The 16101-nt window shown below is 61.9% G+C and carries 13 protein-coding genes; 8 read left to right on the top strand and 5 right to left on the bottom strand.

The features are described from left to right. Window positions 1–45 precede the first annotated feature (45 nt). From AC1RJY_RS04035 to AC1RJY_RS04025, 3 genes are all read right to left on the bottom strand, one after another. Window positions 46–1659 carry a PucR family transcriptional regulator gene (locus AC1RJY_RS04035; RefSeq protein ID WP_011774565.1) on the bottom strand — a complete coding sequence of 538 codons (1614 nt, stop codon included), beginning with the start codon at window positions 1657–1659 and terminating at the stop codon, window positions 46–48. A gap of 275 nt (window positions 1660–1934) precedes the next feature. Beyond that, complete coding sequence (locus AC1RJY_RS04030; protein ID WP_011774566.1) at window positions 1935–3701, bottom strand: FAD-dependent oxidoreductase; 1767 nt, start codon at window positions 3699–3701, stop codon at window positions 1935–1937. Between the two features lie 23 nt (window positions 3702–3724). Beyond that, the gene (locus AC1RJY_RS04025; RefSeq protein WP_011774567.1) at window positions 3725–3988 is read right to left on the bottom strand and encodes a UBP-type zinc finger domain-containing protein; all 264 of its coding nucleotides are present in this window, start codon (window positions 3986–3988) and stop codon (window positions 3725–3727) included. Between the two features lie 468 nt (window positions 3989–4456). Between AC1RJY_RS04025 and dnaK the strand changes: the two genes are divergently transcribed. The 8 genes from dnaK to AC1RJY_RS03985 all read left to right on the top strand — a co-directional run bounded on the left by dnaK (window position 4457) and on the right by AC1RJY_RS03985 (window position 13223). After that, window positions 4457–6355, top strand: a complete 1899-nt coding sequence (gene dnaK / locus AC1RJY_RS04020) for a molecular chaperone DnaK (protein ID WP_011774569.1) — start codon at window positions 4457–4459, stop codon at window positions 6353–6355. An 8-nt stretch (window positions 6356–6363) separates the two neighbouring features. Further along, window positions 6364–6906, top strand: a complete 543-nt coding sequence (locus tag AC1RJY_RS04015; RefSeq protein ID WP_014921692.1) for a nucleotide exchange factor GrpE — start codon at window positions 6364–6366, stop codon at window positions 6904–6906. Then, a complete protein-coding gene (locus AC1RJY_RS04010; protein WP_498601454.1) occupies window positions 6899–7840 on the top strand; it encodes a DnaJ C-terminal domain-containing protein in 942 nt (313 codons plus the stop codon). Before AC1RJY_RS04015 ends, AC1RJY_RS04010 begins: the two co-directional genes overlap by 8 nt. Then, the gene (locus AC1RJY_RS04005) at window positions 7837–8154 is read left to right on the top strand and encodes a chaperone modulator CbpM (RefSeq protein ID WP_011774572.1); all 318 of its coding nucleotides are present in this window, start codon (window positions 7837–7839) and stop codon (window positions 8152–8154) included. The genes AC1RJY_RS04010 and AC1RJY_RS04005 overlap by 4 nt, the downstream gene beginning before the upstream one ends. After that, window positions 8151–10787 carry an ATP-dependent chaperone ClpB gene (gene clpB / locus AC1RJY_RS04000; protein WP_498601452.1) on the top strand — a complete coding sequence of 879 codons (2637 nt, stop codon included), beginning with the start codon at window positions 8151–8153 and terminating at the stop codon, window positions 10785–10787. The genes AC1RJY_RS04005 and clpB overlap by 4 nt, the downstream gene beginning before the upstream one ends. Continuing rightward, window positions 10784–11212, top strand: a complete 429-nt coding sequence (gene trxA / locus AC1RJY_RS03995; protein ID WP_498601451.1) for a thioredoxin — start codon at window positions 10784–10786, stop codon at window positions 11210–11212. Before clpB ends, trxA begins: the two co-directional genes overlap by 4 nt. Before the next feature lie 336 nt (window positions 11213–11548). After that, window positions 11549–12127 (top strand): WxL domain-containing protein, encoded by a 579-nt coding sequence (locus tag AC1RJY_RS03990; RefSeq protein WP_014921694.1) that lies wholly within the window; start codon window positions 11549–11551, stop codon window positions 12125–12127. 109 nt (window positions 12128–12236) lie between these two features. After that, window positions 12237–13223, top strand: coding sequence for a WxL protein peptidoglycan domain-containing protein (locus AC1RJY_RS03985; protein ID WP_238324578.1), 987 nt, complete (start codon window positions 12237–12239; stop codon window positions 13221–13223). A gap of 90 nt (window positions 13224–13313) precedes the next feature. On the opposite strand, the gene AC1RJY_RS03980 is transcribed toward AC1RJY_RS03985, so the two are convergent. Both AC1RJY_RS03980 and AC1RJY_RS03975 read right to left on the bottom strand, forming a co-directional pair. Next, window positions 13314–14357, bottom strand: a complete 1044-nt coding sequence (locus AC1RJY_RS03980) for an AraC family transcriptional regulator (protein WP_498601449.1) — start codon at window positions 14355–14357, stop codon at window positions 13314–13316. A gap of 268 nt (window positions 14358–14625) precedes the next feature. After that, a complete protein-coding gene (locus tag AC1RJY_RS03975; protein WP_011774578.1) occupies window positions 14626–15894 on the bottom strand; it encodes an ROK family protein in 1269 nt (422 codons plus the stop codon). Between the last annotated feature and the right edge of the window lie 207 nt (window positions 15895–16101).

Here is a 16101-nt window from a genome sequence, read left to right as displayed (position 1 = left end):
AACCGGTGGCGCGCTCACTGCGGCCACAGCCTGATTTAGGCACCGCTATGGGAGGTGGAACAAGGCACCGTGCGGACGAAGGCGCCAAGCCCGCGTTGCTACGTGCAGATTCAGGCGGGTCTCGGGATGGGCAAGATCGAAGCCGGTGATCTGCCGGATGGAATTCAAGCGATAGCGCAGAGTGCTTCGATGGATGGCCAGACTTTCTGCCGTCTTGTCGTAGTTGCCGCCGTGGTCAAGGTATTGGGCCAAAGTTTGAACCAGGTCCGACCCTCGGCTCTCGTCGGAACGCTGAAGGTCACCTAGCCACTCGTCGAGATAACCGACCAGGTCCGGTACGTTCCCAGCTGTGTCCAGGATCCGGTAGATCCCGAGTTGATCAAAGCGGGTGGCCCCGTAGCAATCGATTGAGGCGGTTCGAATGTGCAGCGCGTGCAAGGCCTCCGAGAAGGAACGCGGAATTTGCTCGACATCAAGGCTGGAACCACCGATGCCCACGGAACCGGTGGCACTTCGCAGGGTTTTGGCAACGACGGAATACACTTCGGCACCCAACGGATCTCCACGCACCACGGCAACAGCCATGTCCGAACGCCCTGATACAAGTGCGGAGCAGTGGAGTTTCTGGAACGTCCGGCGCAATGCGTCTACCACCGTGTCATCAGTTCTTGGCGGCTCCCACACCGCCACGACGACGTGCTGCGGACCACTGATGTCATATCCCAATGCCGCGGTACGGACTACTGCTGTTGCGGCCTCCATTCCGGATACGAGTTCGTCCACGAGGTCCCGCCCCAGCTTCAGCTCCAGCAAGGCAAGAGCGCGGCGGTGCGACAACTCTGCTTCCAAGAGCCGCGCTGCGTACTTCAACGCGAAGACATTGGCGGCGGTGACCGGAAGGTCGGTTTCCAGCATGCAGACAGCTCCCAGCACCTCTCCGTGCGACAAGGCAAGGGCGACGAGCCTTCGATGTTCGCTGACTGGCAAGCCCGAGGAGATCCAAAGTTGGGCAGTGCGCAACCTGGCCGCTGCGGGCAGCCTCGGGTAAGGGGGAGTCGAACCGATGCCAGCCTCCGCACTGATTTTCCCGAAGGCGTCCTCAATGTAGATGGGCCGGCCCGTCAGCCGTGAAAGGACCTTCGCCAGTAGTCCCTCCCTGGTCTCACTTGTACCGAGGTCGAGGGCCGCGCCCTGGTCCAAAGCCTCCCGGATACTGTCGCGTTCTTCCAGCTCCAGGATTCGCACCGACAGAGACCGGAGTCGCGGGTCCACGCCGTCACGTCGGTGTGGCTGACCGGGAGTGTCCTGGGGAAGTTCTGAGGTGCGAGCTGCTGCCACTACCCCTGCAACGGCCCGCAGCTGTTTTAGCTGGGGGATATCCGGCGGGTTGTCGGCGGACAGGACCAAGCACCCATTCAGCTCGCCGCCGCTACTTGTGAACAGCGCATAGAGCCAGCCAGGCCTGGCGCCCGGGAGCACCGAGTCCTTGCCGTTGAGGCGTCGGACGTCTTGATCCTGCGGTGATGCCGCGCGTGCCAGGACGGGCTTCAGCTGGCCATTCACCGCAAGGTACCGGTCCTGGATCTCACAAAACGACAATTCGGATACCGCCTGCGTGGCCGTGTTGAGGAATTCCTCTGCCGCACGTTGGTCGATCATGTGAATCCTCGCTTCGTCCAATGGGAGGCCTGCTGGACACAAGACCGGGCGGAACTGTTGCTCTCAGTGATCACGACCCGGCCAAGCCGCTTGCCTCCATCACGTGCAACAAAAAATCGACGATCCTGGGCCCCGGTAGGCCTTCCTGTAGATGAGCCTCTCCGCAGGTTAGCCAACGCCGTATTTGGCCAACATGCCGTCTTTCATTCACTTGCCAATGTGGAAGGCTTGAATCGGCATCTTGGGACCCAACCTACGCCTGTACTCCGCCGTTGTTAAGCTGTTGTGGCCGATGTGCGATCTGAGGCTAATGGTTCAGCGTCCGACGACGGCCCAAACCGGAGTAAGCGCAGGTGTTCGTGGATCATGGCCACCGCTGTTGAGCCCTCACCGGCAGCAGCTGTTACACGTTTCACTGATCCATGCCGAACATCCCCCACCGCGAACATCCCGGGTACGCTGGTTTCGAGGGGTAGTCTTCTGCGCCCCAGATGGCTGAATTCTGGAGGGAACTCCCCGAGGTCAGCGCCGGTCAGAATGAAGCCTTTGTCATCCAGCGCGAGCGTACCCTGCAACCATTCTGTGTGCGGTACGGCACCGATGAAAATGAAGAGGTAGCGGGAATCGAAGGTGTGTTGTTCACCCGTGGCCCGCAGATCGACCACGACCTGTTCCAGTGCGCCTGAACCACTGACGCCCACGATAGTGGCCCCCAGAAGCACCGTTATGGCAGATTGCTCTTCGATCCGGTCCGCGAGGTACCTCGACATATCCGCGCGCAGGTCCGTCCCCCGCACCACCAGACGCACTGCTGCTCCGGTGCCGGCCAGGAAAAGCGCGGCCTGGCCGGCGGAGTTTCCCCCGCCGACGACTGTCACTGGTTGCGATCCGCAGAGCCTGGCTTCATGGACAGTGGCGGCGTAGAAGACGCTGTTTCCCTCCAGCGACTCCAGCCCAGCAATCGGCAGCCGGCGGTAGTGGACCCCTGTTGCCAGCAGAGCGGCCCGTGATGAGGCAGGGCCGCTGCCGTTGAACTCGGCGCGGAAACCGCCATCCGTCAAGGCGATGGTGCGTGCCCCGCAGGCGACGTTAATGTGTACCCCGAACTTTCGGGCCTGAAGGATCGCCCTTTCTGTGAGTTCGCCGCCGGAGATGCCGGCGGGGAAGCCGAGAAAGTTTTCGATCCGCGGTGAGGTACCTGCCTGCCCACCCAGCCCGCCGCCCTCTTTAAGGACGACGGACAGTCCGTCGGATGCTGCATACACGGCCGCCGCCAGGCCAGCAGGACCAGCGCCGATCACCATGAGATCGTAGGTGGTCGAATGTTCTTTGACAGCTCGCAATCCCGTGGCGAGGGCCAGGTCTGCGTTTGAGGGGTTCCTGAGGACTTGCGAAGCATTCAGCACCACTGCGGGAAGGTCGCCCGCGGGGATACCGACCCGGTCCAGAATGGCTTGTGCTTGGCCGTCGTTCTCAAGATCAACCAGTCGGTGCGGCAAACGGTTGGAGGCGGAGAACTCCAGGAGGCGGAGGGTGTCGCGGCTGAAGCGGGATCCGACGATCCGGATGCCCGCGCCGGTACCGATCAGCAGGATGCGGCGCTGAAGATACGCACGGAGGATGGTCTCACCCACCGCGGCGTCCGTCAGAACCACGCGGCGCAGATCTTCACCACTGATCTGCAGCACCTTGGAAGCTTCGGCGGACACGCTACTGACAAAGGACGGTTGCCCCTCGACCAGGCCCAGCTCCCCGAGGAACCGTCCAGGACCGTGGACTTCGAGGATGTGCGTGCCTGGACCCAGCTGCGCGGCCTGGTTGCCCTGAACGTCCAATAGCCCCTCCACGACCACTACGGTGCCCTGCAGAACGACGAAGAAGTCGCCGTCGAGGTCGCCCTCCCGTGTGAGGACTTCGCCGGCGGCGGAACCCCTGATGGTGCCGACTCTGCTCAGTAAATCGATCTGGGCCTGGCTTAGCCGCGGATAGGCGCCGGAGACATCCGGTGTTTCAACCGGCCCGGAGTCTGCGAAAGGCTGCATCAGATGTTGCCCCCGTCAACTTCTTAGACGAATGCCTCGTGGGGATAGCACCAGCGCCAATTCTCGCCGGGCTCCAAGGAAAGAACGATTGGATGCAACTCGGTGGCGTGGGCTCGGGCGTGCCGCATGGGCGACGAATCACAACACCCGACATGGCCGCAGGACAGACACAGCCTCAAGTGAACCCAAGGAGTACCCAGGGATAGACATTCCTCGCAGCCTTCCGGCGTGCGCACCCGAACCGGACGAATTTGCGCGAGATGCGGGTCGGGAATTCGTGTAGTCATGTCCGCTCCTGTGATGGTTCGTTCATGGAGCCGACCCGGCCGTGACAGCCAACAACGATGTTACGTCGGCACTGACCAATGGTGTGGGTACCATCCGGCCCGGCGAGCGGGGTGCACCAGATATAGCCCAGTACTAGACCCGGCTCAGCTGCCTGTCAAGTGGTTTACGTGCTCGTGACCCTTGCTTGGTTGGACCGGCCATGTGGCCGATCCCCCCCCTGTGTCAGTGCCTTCGTCTCCACGCCCGGGGCCGTTCGCACGACAGGTTAATTTGCTGCAGCATATTTGACCTAACAGGGTCATGCGGCTCTCCCGTCCAGGGGGCAGACTCAACTTTATAAGACTGCATGACGAAGCCACGAAACCCCTGAGCCTCTTGGCTGGGCGGCAACGGCCTGCGTCGTGCGGTGCAACCTCGGGCGGACGTCGCCGCAGGGCCGGTCGCGTTCTCCAGGACCGGAGTCAGTCATGGGCAAGGCAGTAGGAATTGATCTCGGAACAACCAACTCGGTGATCGCTGTCTGGGAAGGTGGGGAGGCGCGCGTCATTCCCAACGCGGAAGGAGCGCGGACAACCCCGTCAGTTGTGGCTTACACCGACAGCGGGGAACGGCTCGTGGGGCAACTGGCCCGCCGGCAGGCGATCCTCAACCCCAAGGGAACCATCACGTCGGCCAAGCGATTTATCGGCCGTCACAATGATGAGATCACTGATGAGGCCAAGGCAGTGAGTTTCGACGTCGTGGCGGACGACAACGGTGTGGCGCGTTTCCAGGTGCAAGGTAAGAAGGTGGCACCTGAGGAAGTGAGTGCGCTCGTTCTTCGTAAGCTGGTGGACGACGCCGCGAAGCAACTGGGCGAGAAGGTAACGGAAGCAGTCATTACGGTTCCTGCGTACTTCAACGATGCACAGCGAACCGCCACCAAGGACGCTGGCAGAATTGCGGGGTTGGAAGTCCTGCGGATTATCAATGAACCTACCGCAGCCGCCCTGGCCTACGGCATCGACAAACGTCAGCATGAGACGGTTCTGGTTTTCGACCTGGGCGGAGGAACCTTTGACGTGAGCCTGTTGGACGTCGGCGACGGCGTTGTGGAGGTCCGTTCGACGGCGGGCGACACGCACCTTGGCGGGGACGATTTCGACCGGCGCCTTGTTGATTACTTGGCCGATGATTTCCAGAAGCAGGAGGGCATTGACCTGCGTGCGGATGCGCAGGCCTTGCAACGTCTGTTCGAAGCGGCCGAGAAAGCGAAGGTCGAGCTAAGTTCTGTGACCCAGACGCAGGTCAGCCTCCCCTTCGTCACTGCGGACGCGGCGGGGCCCAAGCATCTGACCACCACTGTTCGGCGCTCTGTTTTTGAAGACATTACTCATGATCTGGTGGAACGGACCATGGATCCGGTCAAACAGGCGATGACGGATGCCAAGGTTACCGCCAACGACATCGATGAAGTGATTTTGGTCGGGGGATCCACCCGTATTCCGGCGGTACAAAATGTGGTCCGGCGCCTGACCGGTGGAAAAGATCCGAACATGAGCGTCAATCCGGACGAAGTCGTGGCCATAGGTGCGGCGATTCAGGCCGGAGTTCTTAAGGGCGAAGTCTCGGATGTCTTGCTGTTGGATGTTGTGCCGCTTTCCCTGGGGGTTGAGACCCGCGGCGGTGTCATGACAAAGATCATCGAGCGCAACACGACCATCCCCGCACGGCGAAGCGAAGTGTTCTCCACCGCCGATGATAACCAGCCTGCCGTGGACGTCGTGGTCCTGCAGGGGGAGCGGGAACTGGCTGCGGATAATCGGGTTCTGGGTCGATTCCAGCTAACCGATATCCGGCCGGCGCCTCGCGGCGAACCGCAGGTTGAGGTCACGTTCGACGTCGACGCAAACGGCATTCTCAACGTCACAGCCCGCGATAAAGACACAGGCAAGGAACAAGGCATCACGATCAGTGAAGGATCCAACCTCGATGCCAAGGAAGTCGAGCGAATGATTGCCGAGGCCGAGTCCCACAGGAGCGAGGATGTGCAGAATCGGGAGCGCATTGACACCCTGAATGAACTCGACGCGGTGGCTTATCGCGTTGAGCGGGCCGTCAATGAACTTGGTGATGCTGTCCCGGTGCACGACAAGGCCCGTGCTGAACTACTGGTTGGTCAGGCGCGGGACGCCGTCAGCAACCAGGCCGACGTTGGGGCGGCGAGGGAACTGATTTCCGAGCTCCAGCAGCTGCAGTCGGCCCTGAGTGCCTCGGCAGCCTCCGTGGCCAGTGCAGGGGCTGGCCCGGGACCCGTGTCTCAGCCCGGGACTTCTGACAATGTGGATGACGATGACATTGTCGATGCAGAATTCGATCGTGGCTAGGTACGGCCATGAGCGACCACGCAGGGCCGGCTGGGCACGCCGATCCAGGAAGTGATGGAACGGAGGCCGCCGCAGCCGGCGAAACGGAAACCATGCCTGGGGCGTCGGCGGAAGCGCTGGCCAAAATGGAGGATCTTTGGCGCCGCGCGCTGGCTGACGCAGACAATATTCGAAAACGCGCCGCCAGGGAGGCCTCACAGCTAAGGGCCCAGGAGCGCGCAGCGGTCTCGCTGCTGTGGCTGCCCGTCTTGGACAATCTGGAACTTGCCCTCGCTCATGCCCCCTCTGCCGGGGACCCCCTCGTGGATGGACTGGCCGCTATCCGTTCTCAGGCCATCGATATCCTGGCCCGCCTCGGGTACCCCCGGATCGACGGCGAGAACGTCCCCTTTGACCCTAGGATTCACGAGGTGGTCAGCGTATCGGAGACGGATGACGTTCCTCCCGGGACAGTGATCACCGTCCTGCGCCCGGGTTACGGCGGGACTGATACCATCCTCAGGCCCGCCGCCGTCGTCGTGAGCCGGGCGGTGACCGCTGACCGTGGCTAAGGATCACTACTCAGTCCTCGGCGTCCCTCGCACGGCGAAGCCGGATGCAATCCAGCGGGCTTACCGAAAACTGGCAAGGAAATACCATCCGGACGTCAATCGGGAGCCGGATGCTGCGGACAAGTTCAAGGAGATCGGCGAGGCGTACGATACTTTGTCAGATCGCGAAACCAGGGCGCGCTATGACCGGCTCGGCGCGGACTACCGGCAATATGCCGGTAGCGGTGCTGATTCGGAGGCCGGCGGCGCGGGGTGGGGTTCAGGTGGTCCGCGCCCAGGCCCGCGCCCGGGACGCGGCCCGTACGGCGGCGCCCATGTCGACATGGGAGGGGACGTCGATTGGGAGGATCTGCTGGGTGGCTGGTTCCGTCAGCACGGGGCGGGTCCGGCGCCGGGCTCAGACCACGAGGCCGAGCTTCGGCTGACGCTCGAAGAAGCAATCCGCGGCGGGCGGCGCACGGTTCGCCTGGCAGAGCCAGGTGGCGAGACGCGGAATTACGACGTCGACGTGCCGCCCGGTGTGGTGGACGGCCAGCGTATCCGACTCGCGGGGGAGGGCGCCGGTGGCCGCGACGGGGGCCGGCCGGGGGATCTCTTCCTGACCGTGAGCATCCAGCCGGACGCGAGGTACCGCCTCAAAGGCCGGGACATCCATTTCGACCTTCCCGTCACGCCGTCCGAAGCGGCGCTCGGGGCCAGGATCAAGGTCAACGCGCCCGGCGGCCCTGTGACCATGACCGTTCCAGAAGGGTCTTCCAGCGGACGCAGACTACGGCTTCGCGGGCAGGGGTTGCCCGACCCGAAAGGCCAGCCGGGGAACCTCTACGCCGAGATCCGCGTCATGGTGCCCCCGCGGTTGAGTAATGAGGTGCGCAAGATCTACGAGCAGCTTGCAGCCGTGTCCGATTTCCACCCGAGGGAGGGGCTGCTGTGAGCCGCCAATATCCGCTCGCCTATCCGTGGCGCCTGAGTCTCGAAGCGGTGGCTCGTAGCAGCGGTGTCCACTCCGACGTCGTCATGAGGTTCGTGGAGCTGGATCTGATCCGGCCGCTGGGAGGCGATGGTCCGGGCGGTCCCTGGTTCAGCCCGCGGGCTCCTGAATTGATCGCCCGCGTCCTGCGTCTGCATTCGGAGCTGTCGCTGAACTATGCGGCAATCCCGCTGGTACTGGATTTGCTGGCGAGGGTGGACACGCTGGAACGTCGTTTGGTTGAAATCTCGTATGTGGAAAGGACTGCTTCGCCATGAACATGGAGAGCTTTACCCAGAAGTCGCAGGAGGCGTTGGCAGGGGCACAGCGGATCGCCCAGCAACACGGCCATACCGAGACCGACGGGGAGCACCTGCTTGCGGCCCTGCTGGAACAGGAGGCGGGACTGGTCCCGCGACTGCTCGCAGGCATGCAGATTGACGTTGAGGAGCTGAACAGGGCGGTCGAGACCGAGCTGCAAAAGAAGCCGAAAGTCACGGGGCCTGGCGCAGCACCCGGTCAGGTGTACGTCAGCCGTAGGCTTGGCACACTCCTTGATGCTGCTGAACGTGAAGCCAAACGGCTCAAAGACGAGTACGTCTCGGTGGAACACCTGCTGGTCGCGCTTGCGGAGGAAGGCCGGGCATCGGCGGCCGGCAGGGTGCTGGCGGAACACGGCATTACCCGCGAGGCATTCTTGTCGGTCCTGACCCAGGTTAGGGGAAACCAGCGCGTTACCTCGGCAACGCCGGAACAAACCTACGAAGCGCTGGAGAAGTACGGCCGCGATCTGGTGGCGGACGCGCGTACCGGAAAGCTGGATCCGGTCATCGGCCGCGACTCGGAAATCCGGCGGGTTGTCCAGATACTGTCACGCAAGACCAAAAACAACCCGGTGCTTATCGGTGAGCCTGGAGTCGGCAAAACCGCCATTGTGGAGGGACTGGCCCAGCGGATCGTCCGGCAGGATGTGCCCGAAGGCCTGAAGAACAAGACCATTTTCTCGCTCGACCTGAGCGCCCTGGTGGCCGGTGCCAAGTACCGCGGCGAATTCGAGGAACGGTTGAAGGCTGTGCTGGCCGAGGTGCTGGCGGCAGAAGGCAGGATCCTGCTCTTTGTGGACGAACTGCACACCGTCGTCGGGGCAGGCGCTTCCGAGGGGTCGATGGACGCCGGCAACATGCTGAAGCCCATGTTGGCCCGCGGGGAGCTGCACATGATCGGCGCTACCACGCTCGACGAATACCGCAAACACATCGAGTCTGACGCCGCATTGGAGCGCCGCTTCCAGCCGGTCACGGTTGAGGAGCCCGACGTCGAGGACGCCATTTCAATCCTTCGAGGCTTGCGGGAGCGACTCGAGGTATTCCATGGCGTACGGATCCAGGATAGTGCCCTGGTGGCCGCGGCCACCCTTTCCCACCGGTACATCACTGACCGGTTTCTTCCCGACAAGGCCATTGACCTTGTGGATGAAGCGTGCGCCCGGCTCAGGACGGAAATCGACTCGATGCCGGCGGAACTGGATGAGCTCACCCGGAAGGTCACGCGGCTCGAAATCGAAGAAGCGGCACTTGCCAAGGAAACCGATCCGGCCAGCAAGACCCGGCTCACGGAGTTGAGGCGTGAATTGGCGGACTTGCGCGCCGAAGCCGACGCCAAGAGGGCCCAATGGGAGGCCGAGCGCCAGGCGATCCACAAACTGCAGGAAATACGTACTGAACTGGAGCGGGCGCGGCTGGAGGCTGAGGAAGCCGAACGGAATTACGACCTCAACCTGGCGGCAGAGCTACGCTACGGGCGACTTGCCGACCTCGAACGGCGGCTGGCCGCCGAAGAAGAACGGCTGACCGCTAAACAGGGCGAAAAGCGCTTGCTCCGCGAGGTGGTGACCGAGGACGAGATCGCCGACATTGTCGCGGCCTGGACCGGGATACCGGTCGCCCGGCTGAAGCAGGGCGAACGGGAGAAGGTCCTTCACCTGGATGAAATCCTTCGCGCCCGCGTCGTCGGACAGGAAGAAGCGATTACCGCGGTGTCGGACGCCATTATCCGGGCCCGCTCCGGTATCCGGGATCCCCGGCGACCCATTGGCTCCTTCATCTTCCTCGGCCCCACGGGAGTCGGGAAAACCGAGCTTGCCAAGGCATTGGCTGCATCGCTATTTGACAGCGAGAACGCAATGATCCGGCTGGATATGAGCGAGTATCAGGAACGCCACACAGTGAGCCGCCTGCTGGGCGCTCCGCCCGGCTACATCGGCTACGACGAAGGAGGACAGCTCACAGAAGCGGTACGCCGGAAGCCATACTCGGTGGTGCTCTTTGACGAGGTGGAAAAGGCCCATCCGGACATCTTTAACACCTTGTTACAGGTGCTCGACGACGGACGGATTACAGACTCGCAGGGCCGGACGGTCGATTTCCGCAACACTGTCATCATTATGACGTCCAATATTGGCTCCCAGTATCTTCTGGAAGGTTCGGCCGAAGGAGGGACGATCACGGAGGAGGCGCGCGGCATGGTGATGGGTGAGCTCCGGGCGCACTTCCGACCCGAGTTCCTTAACCGCGTCGACGACACGGTCCTGTTCGCGCCCTTGGGACTGGCGCAAATCGAACGAATCGTTGATCTGCTGTTTCAGCAGCTGCGGCAGCGGCTGGCCGAGCAGCAAATAGAGCTGCACCTGACCGAAGAAGCACGCCTTCTGATTGCCGAACGGGGCTTCGATCCGGTCTACGGAGCCCGGCCCTTGCGCCGCTATATTTCCCATGTTGTCGAAACGCAGGTGGGTCGGGCCTTGCTGCGCGGAAGCATCGAGGAGGGCGGAGTGATCACAGTGACCGTATCCGGAAACGAGCTCGTGGTTGAATACAACACATCGGAGCTAGAGGAGGCCGGAACCACATGAATAAAGCCATCATCAAATGTCCTCACTGTGGCAAGTCGAACCGCGTTCCGGCCGCCGCCGACGGCCGGCCGCGCTGCGGGAATTGCCACCACGACCTCCCTTGGGTGGTTGAAGCGGGCGACGACGACTTCAGCGCGATCGCCGAACGAGCCAGTGTTCCGGTATTGGTGGACTTTTGGGCGGTGTGGTGCGGACCCTGCCGGATGGTGAGCCCCGTGCTCGACCAACTGGCACACGAACGCGCCGGGCAGATCAAACTTGTGAAGGTCGATGTGGATCACTCGCCGCAGCTCTCTGCCAGGTTCGCCATCCAGGCGGTGCCGACGTTGATGGTCATTGTTGACGGCAAAATCGTGGCGAGGCAGGCCGGCGCGGCTCCCGCGCCGGTGTTGAGGTCATGGCTGGAGGAAGCACTCACGAAGTAGCCCGGAAACAGCGGACGACGGCGGCAGTGGCGGTGTCCCGCCGTCGTGCCTTTTGCGCTGCGCGTCCAAGTTCAGATGTCTGAGAACAATTCCAGTGTCTGACTGAAGGAATGGGAAGACTGCGAATATCGCGGTCTTCTCTTTTTGTATCCCGGCGCTCAACGGCCCCTTGCACGAAGTGATCCCTTTGCGGCAAAGCTCTGCACGAATCGGATTCTTCGCTACTTTTTCGCGCCATCAAGATTCATAGAATAATTTCACGCTGATCGTCGGGTTTCTCCGTCCCAGCGGGATGCGCGTTTTCACTTTTTGTCACCTCAAACACAGGAAACAATCATGCGTAGAATTACCAGGCTCTCTGCCATTTTCACCACTTCCGCTGTGGCTCTAACCCTCGGTTTGACCCCTGCCTCGGCCGACGTCGTCGACTCAACGATCTCCGGCGGAACGCTTACGGCCAATACCTACGGAGCGACCCTGACAGGGGTCACCCTGGACGGATCCAATACCCAGACCTCCACGGGCAATTCCTCCTCGGAGTGGACTATCACCGATGCCCGTGGCACGGGCTCGGCGTGGGCTCTTTCGGTGAGCGCATCCACGCCGACCAGCGCCGCAGGGACAGACGAATCGATCCCACGCACTATCCCTGTCAGCGGCTTGACGATCACGCCCGGCACCATCACCGCGGGCGCGGGCTCGGACTCTGCAGCTACTATCACCGCCCCGGCATTGGCTTTGTCAACGTCCTCTCAGGCTCTGGTCTCCACGGTGGGCCAGAACATGGGAACGTACACGCTGGCCCCGGCGTTCAGCCTCGCCATTCCGGCCAACGCCTACCGCTCCAATTACGCTGTTGGCGCCAGCGGAGCCCTGAACCCATACACCTCGACCATCACTTACACCATGGGCTAGAACACGCGGGCCCGTCCGCCGTCCTCTTTACGAGGAGGCGGGCGGGCTTTCGCTCCCCACACCACAGCACCACAATCGCTAATCCGGATGCTTCCAGGACTGAGAAAACGTGAAAACACCATCCCCGCGCCTGACCGGGCCAGTGATCATCGCTATGGCTTTGCTGATCCTGGAAATTCTCCTCATGGCCGGCCCCGCCTCTGCAGTCGATAACGGGACTTTGGGTATCCGCCCGGAGACAGAATCGGACTTCTTCCACTTGTCCCTCTATCCCGGGGCCACGACGGAGGCCACAGCCGTCGTTTCCAACCACACTTCCTCGCCAGTGACCCTGCTGACGTATCCCGTAGACGGGGAGAACACGGTGCAGGGAACCTTTGCGATGGCCGCACAATCCGCCCCCCGCGAAGGTGTGGGGGCGTGGGCCGAGCTTGATACGGAACAGATCACCGTCCCCGCCAACACGGACCTGAAAGTGCCCTTCCGTCTCACCGTTCCCGAAGGCACCCCTCCAGGAGACTACGCAGGAGGGCTCATCATCCAAAGCCCCACTGTCCAAGGCAAGACCACCGCGGTCAATGGTGATACCGCCATTCGACTGGACACGATTCAACGCCAAGGCGTCCGAATTTACCTCAACGTTGCCGGCACGGCAGCCAAATCACTGGCCCACGGCAGCCTGAGCTGGAAACACAACGGGGACAACCTCGACTTCACTCTGCCCATACGCAACACCGGCAACACCATCCTGCATCCGTCCGCTCACATGGACCTCTCAGGCTGGCCGGCAACGGCGACGAGGTTGGAATTCGACACACCCGATGGCCTCCTTCCAGGAGCGAGCATTGACCTGCACGCCACACTCGCGCGGGCACCCATGATCCAGAGCGGCGCGGCCGAGGCAACGCTGACTTCTGAGGCCGGCACCGCTCAGGCGGGCTTGCGCGTTTTCTACGCACCGTGGCCACTCCTTGTCATTGGCCCGGTCTGCTTTGCTGCTGCCTTCTACGGGGCGTGGAGGGCTTTCCGGTTCATTCGCCGCGCCCGCATTGCGCTCTCCCAGCTGAAATCCATGGGGAGCGCGGCACCTCAATAATGCGCGGGCGCCGTTTCCCGAGTGGTCCCGTCCGCGCGCCTGGGCAAGGTTCGAACAGCGCGTTGTTGGCGCCGTCAATCGCCGGTCCGGTCAGGTTGCAGAGTTGAGTCTCTGCCGCAGTTGTTGCAGGGCCATATGAACGACGGGCTCGGATTTATGGATCTCCCTGATATTCATCCCCGTAAACTCTTTGATTGCCCGGCGCATGCTTTGAACGTTAGTGAATCCGCACCGTGCGGCAATTTCTGAGTAGGTGATTCTTTGGGCATCGGCTTGAAGTAGGAGCTCCAGTGCTTTCCGCGTTCTCAAGGCGCGAATTCGCTCACCCAGACGGAGTTCTTCAGTCTCAAAAAAGTAGAACAAGGAGCGACGGGAGAGGTTGAACTTTCCGGCGATCATTGCCACGTCCAGACTTGGGTTATCGAAGCTGGTCTCAAGGTATTTCTTTACCGCCCGGCTTAGTGCGGGTTTCTGTGCCTCATCGTCGACCGGCGATTCGAGCAGGGAACCCACCAAGGTTGCCATGACGGATCGGAGGATCTCGCCGGTTGCTGATGCCTCACTGTCAATGCCCGGCCTCTTCCAACTCATCAAGGCGGGGACCACGAAGGTGCCCACAATTGGGTGGCTTGCAAGGTCAGGCAGGCGAAGAAGGGAGCGCAGTCCGCCTTCGCTGACGTTGAGACTGATGCGGTCTATGTTGAGCTGTTGTGCGTGAAACCCTTCGGGGGCATCGAAACTGCCGCCCAGCGACGTGTCGATGAATCTCACCGAGCCCGTCGGAATTGGTTCGGGTATGCCGTTGAGATCCAGGGTCAGGCCTGATGCCTTACGGAAGTATGCAAGGCGCAGATCCGTGGAGTCGGGATTCGGCGCCCAAAAGCCCAGCGCGGGGGTGTTGTGCATCTCTATGAGGCTGAAGCCCGGTCCGGCAAGATTAATGGCTGAGGGACTGACGGACGCAGGACTCTCGCCTTCTGACCTTTCCAGCCGCATCGGTGTTTCGACGGCGTTGCCGTACCACACCCGCCAATGCTCAAACCTTTGCTCGGGAGTGAGCCCTTCCGGCACTGCGTATCGTCGCACACGGGCGCTGTTTGCGTCACCAGATTGAGGCATGCCATCCTCCTTCACCAGCCGAGCATCATGGCAGTCGTGTGAGCTGCCACGGCGCCTTAAGGAAGCGGTTGCGGTGACTCGTCAGACCGGCCGAAAATGAGGTCCGCTGGTAGGGCAATTTTACCCCTGGATGCGCCTTCGGCTGGCGCGTTGATGTGCTTATATTGGTGCCGTCGAGGCCTGCATGAGCATGTCGTGCACAGGTACGTATTTGGAGAAAGGGCCGTGGCGGCAGGTCCAAACCCACGCGCGGCTGTCTAACCGAATCAGTGCAGAGAGGTGGTCACGTAGGTGCGTCCTGCAATTGTTTGGCCATCGCCTCAAGAAGCGGCCAGGGTGTCGGGGGAGCGGGCTCTTCCTGCCGATTGATATTTTCTTTTCCGCCGGAAAGCAGCCGGGTTGCCAGTTGATTTACTCGGTGGGGGGAGAGGACATGCTCGACGGCCAAGATGCTGGCCCCAACCACTCCAGCTTCCGGCCCGGTTGCGGATTGGGTGATGTTCAGGTGCTGGGTCGCCAATGGCGTTGATCGTGCATAGACCGTTTCGCGTATTCCTGCCATGAGGTGTTCTCCGGATTGGGCAAGCGAGCCGCCCACAACAATCAGGGATGGGTTGATGAAGCTCACGCACATGTTGAGCATTTCTCCGATGTCACGGCCCGCCTGGCGGACCGCTTGGATAGCAGCTGGATTCCCGGAACGAACGAGCGAAACGACGTCGCTTCCGTTGGTTGCCCCCAGTCCGTTCTCGCGGAGCTGGGCGGCGATGGCCGGGGCGCCCGCTATGGCTTCCAGACAGGCACTCTTGCCACAGCGACACAGAATTCCTGCCCCGCGGGAAACAGCAATATGGCCGACGTCTCCAGCGACACCTGCTGCGCCCCGCTGCAATTCTCCTCCACTAACCACTCCCGATCCGATCCCGGTGGCGACCTTGAGGAAGATCATGTTCTCCTCGTTTGGCCAGCGGGTGGCCCTCTCACCAAGTGCCATAAGGTTGACATCGTTATCCACGAGTACGGGTACGCCCAAGGTTTGCTGAATGTAAGCGGGAACATCGAATCCGTCCCATCCTGGCATGATCGGGGGGCTCGTCGGCTTCCCAGTGGAGTGCTCAACGGGGCCAGGTAGCCCAATGCCGACTGCGATGACATCAGCAGTCGGACGCTCCAGCACTTTCAAGTGTCCATTCACCATCGTCAAAAGCCAGTCCAGGACCGTTTCGGGTCCGCACGAAATCTCCATCCGCTCTGTGGTTTCCACGAGTACCGCTCCTGACAGGTCCGTGAGTGCCACGGTGGCGTGAGTGGCACCAACGTCTGCAGCCGCCACCAACTTTGCGCCTGGGTTGAAAGCTAGCCGCGCCGATGGACGGCCTCCAGTAGAAGGCGCCCCTGATACGGGTATCACCAGTTCCAGCTTCAGGAGCGGCTCAAGGCGGGAACTGACGGCGGCTCGGCCCAACCCTGTTGTCCCAGCCAAGTCGGCTCTGGTTCGGGGTTGTCCGTCCCGCAGGATTTGCAGAAGCTCGCCGGGTCCGCCGTTGTCCATGTCACTCCAATTCAGGGCTCAAAAGAGGTTGTTTGTGTGCGCCTGAATTGCTGACGCATCGGGCTCACCGGCCCCTGCGGGCCCTCATCTCCACTCAGTGTCAAGCTGCTCACTCGTTCCCGTCCACCCGGCGAAGTGCTAAGCATCAAAAAGTGCAACTTGGGCGTGCATTCGACCGTCCTCAGCGTCAAAAGGTGCAGACTTTTG

It is taken from the genome of Arthrobacter sp. GW822-FHT05G07, assembly GCF_058799755.1.
This window is presented reverse-complemented; position numbering and strand designations above follow the sequence as displayed.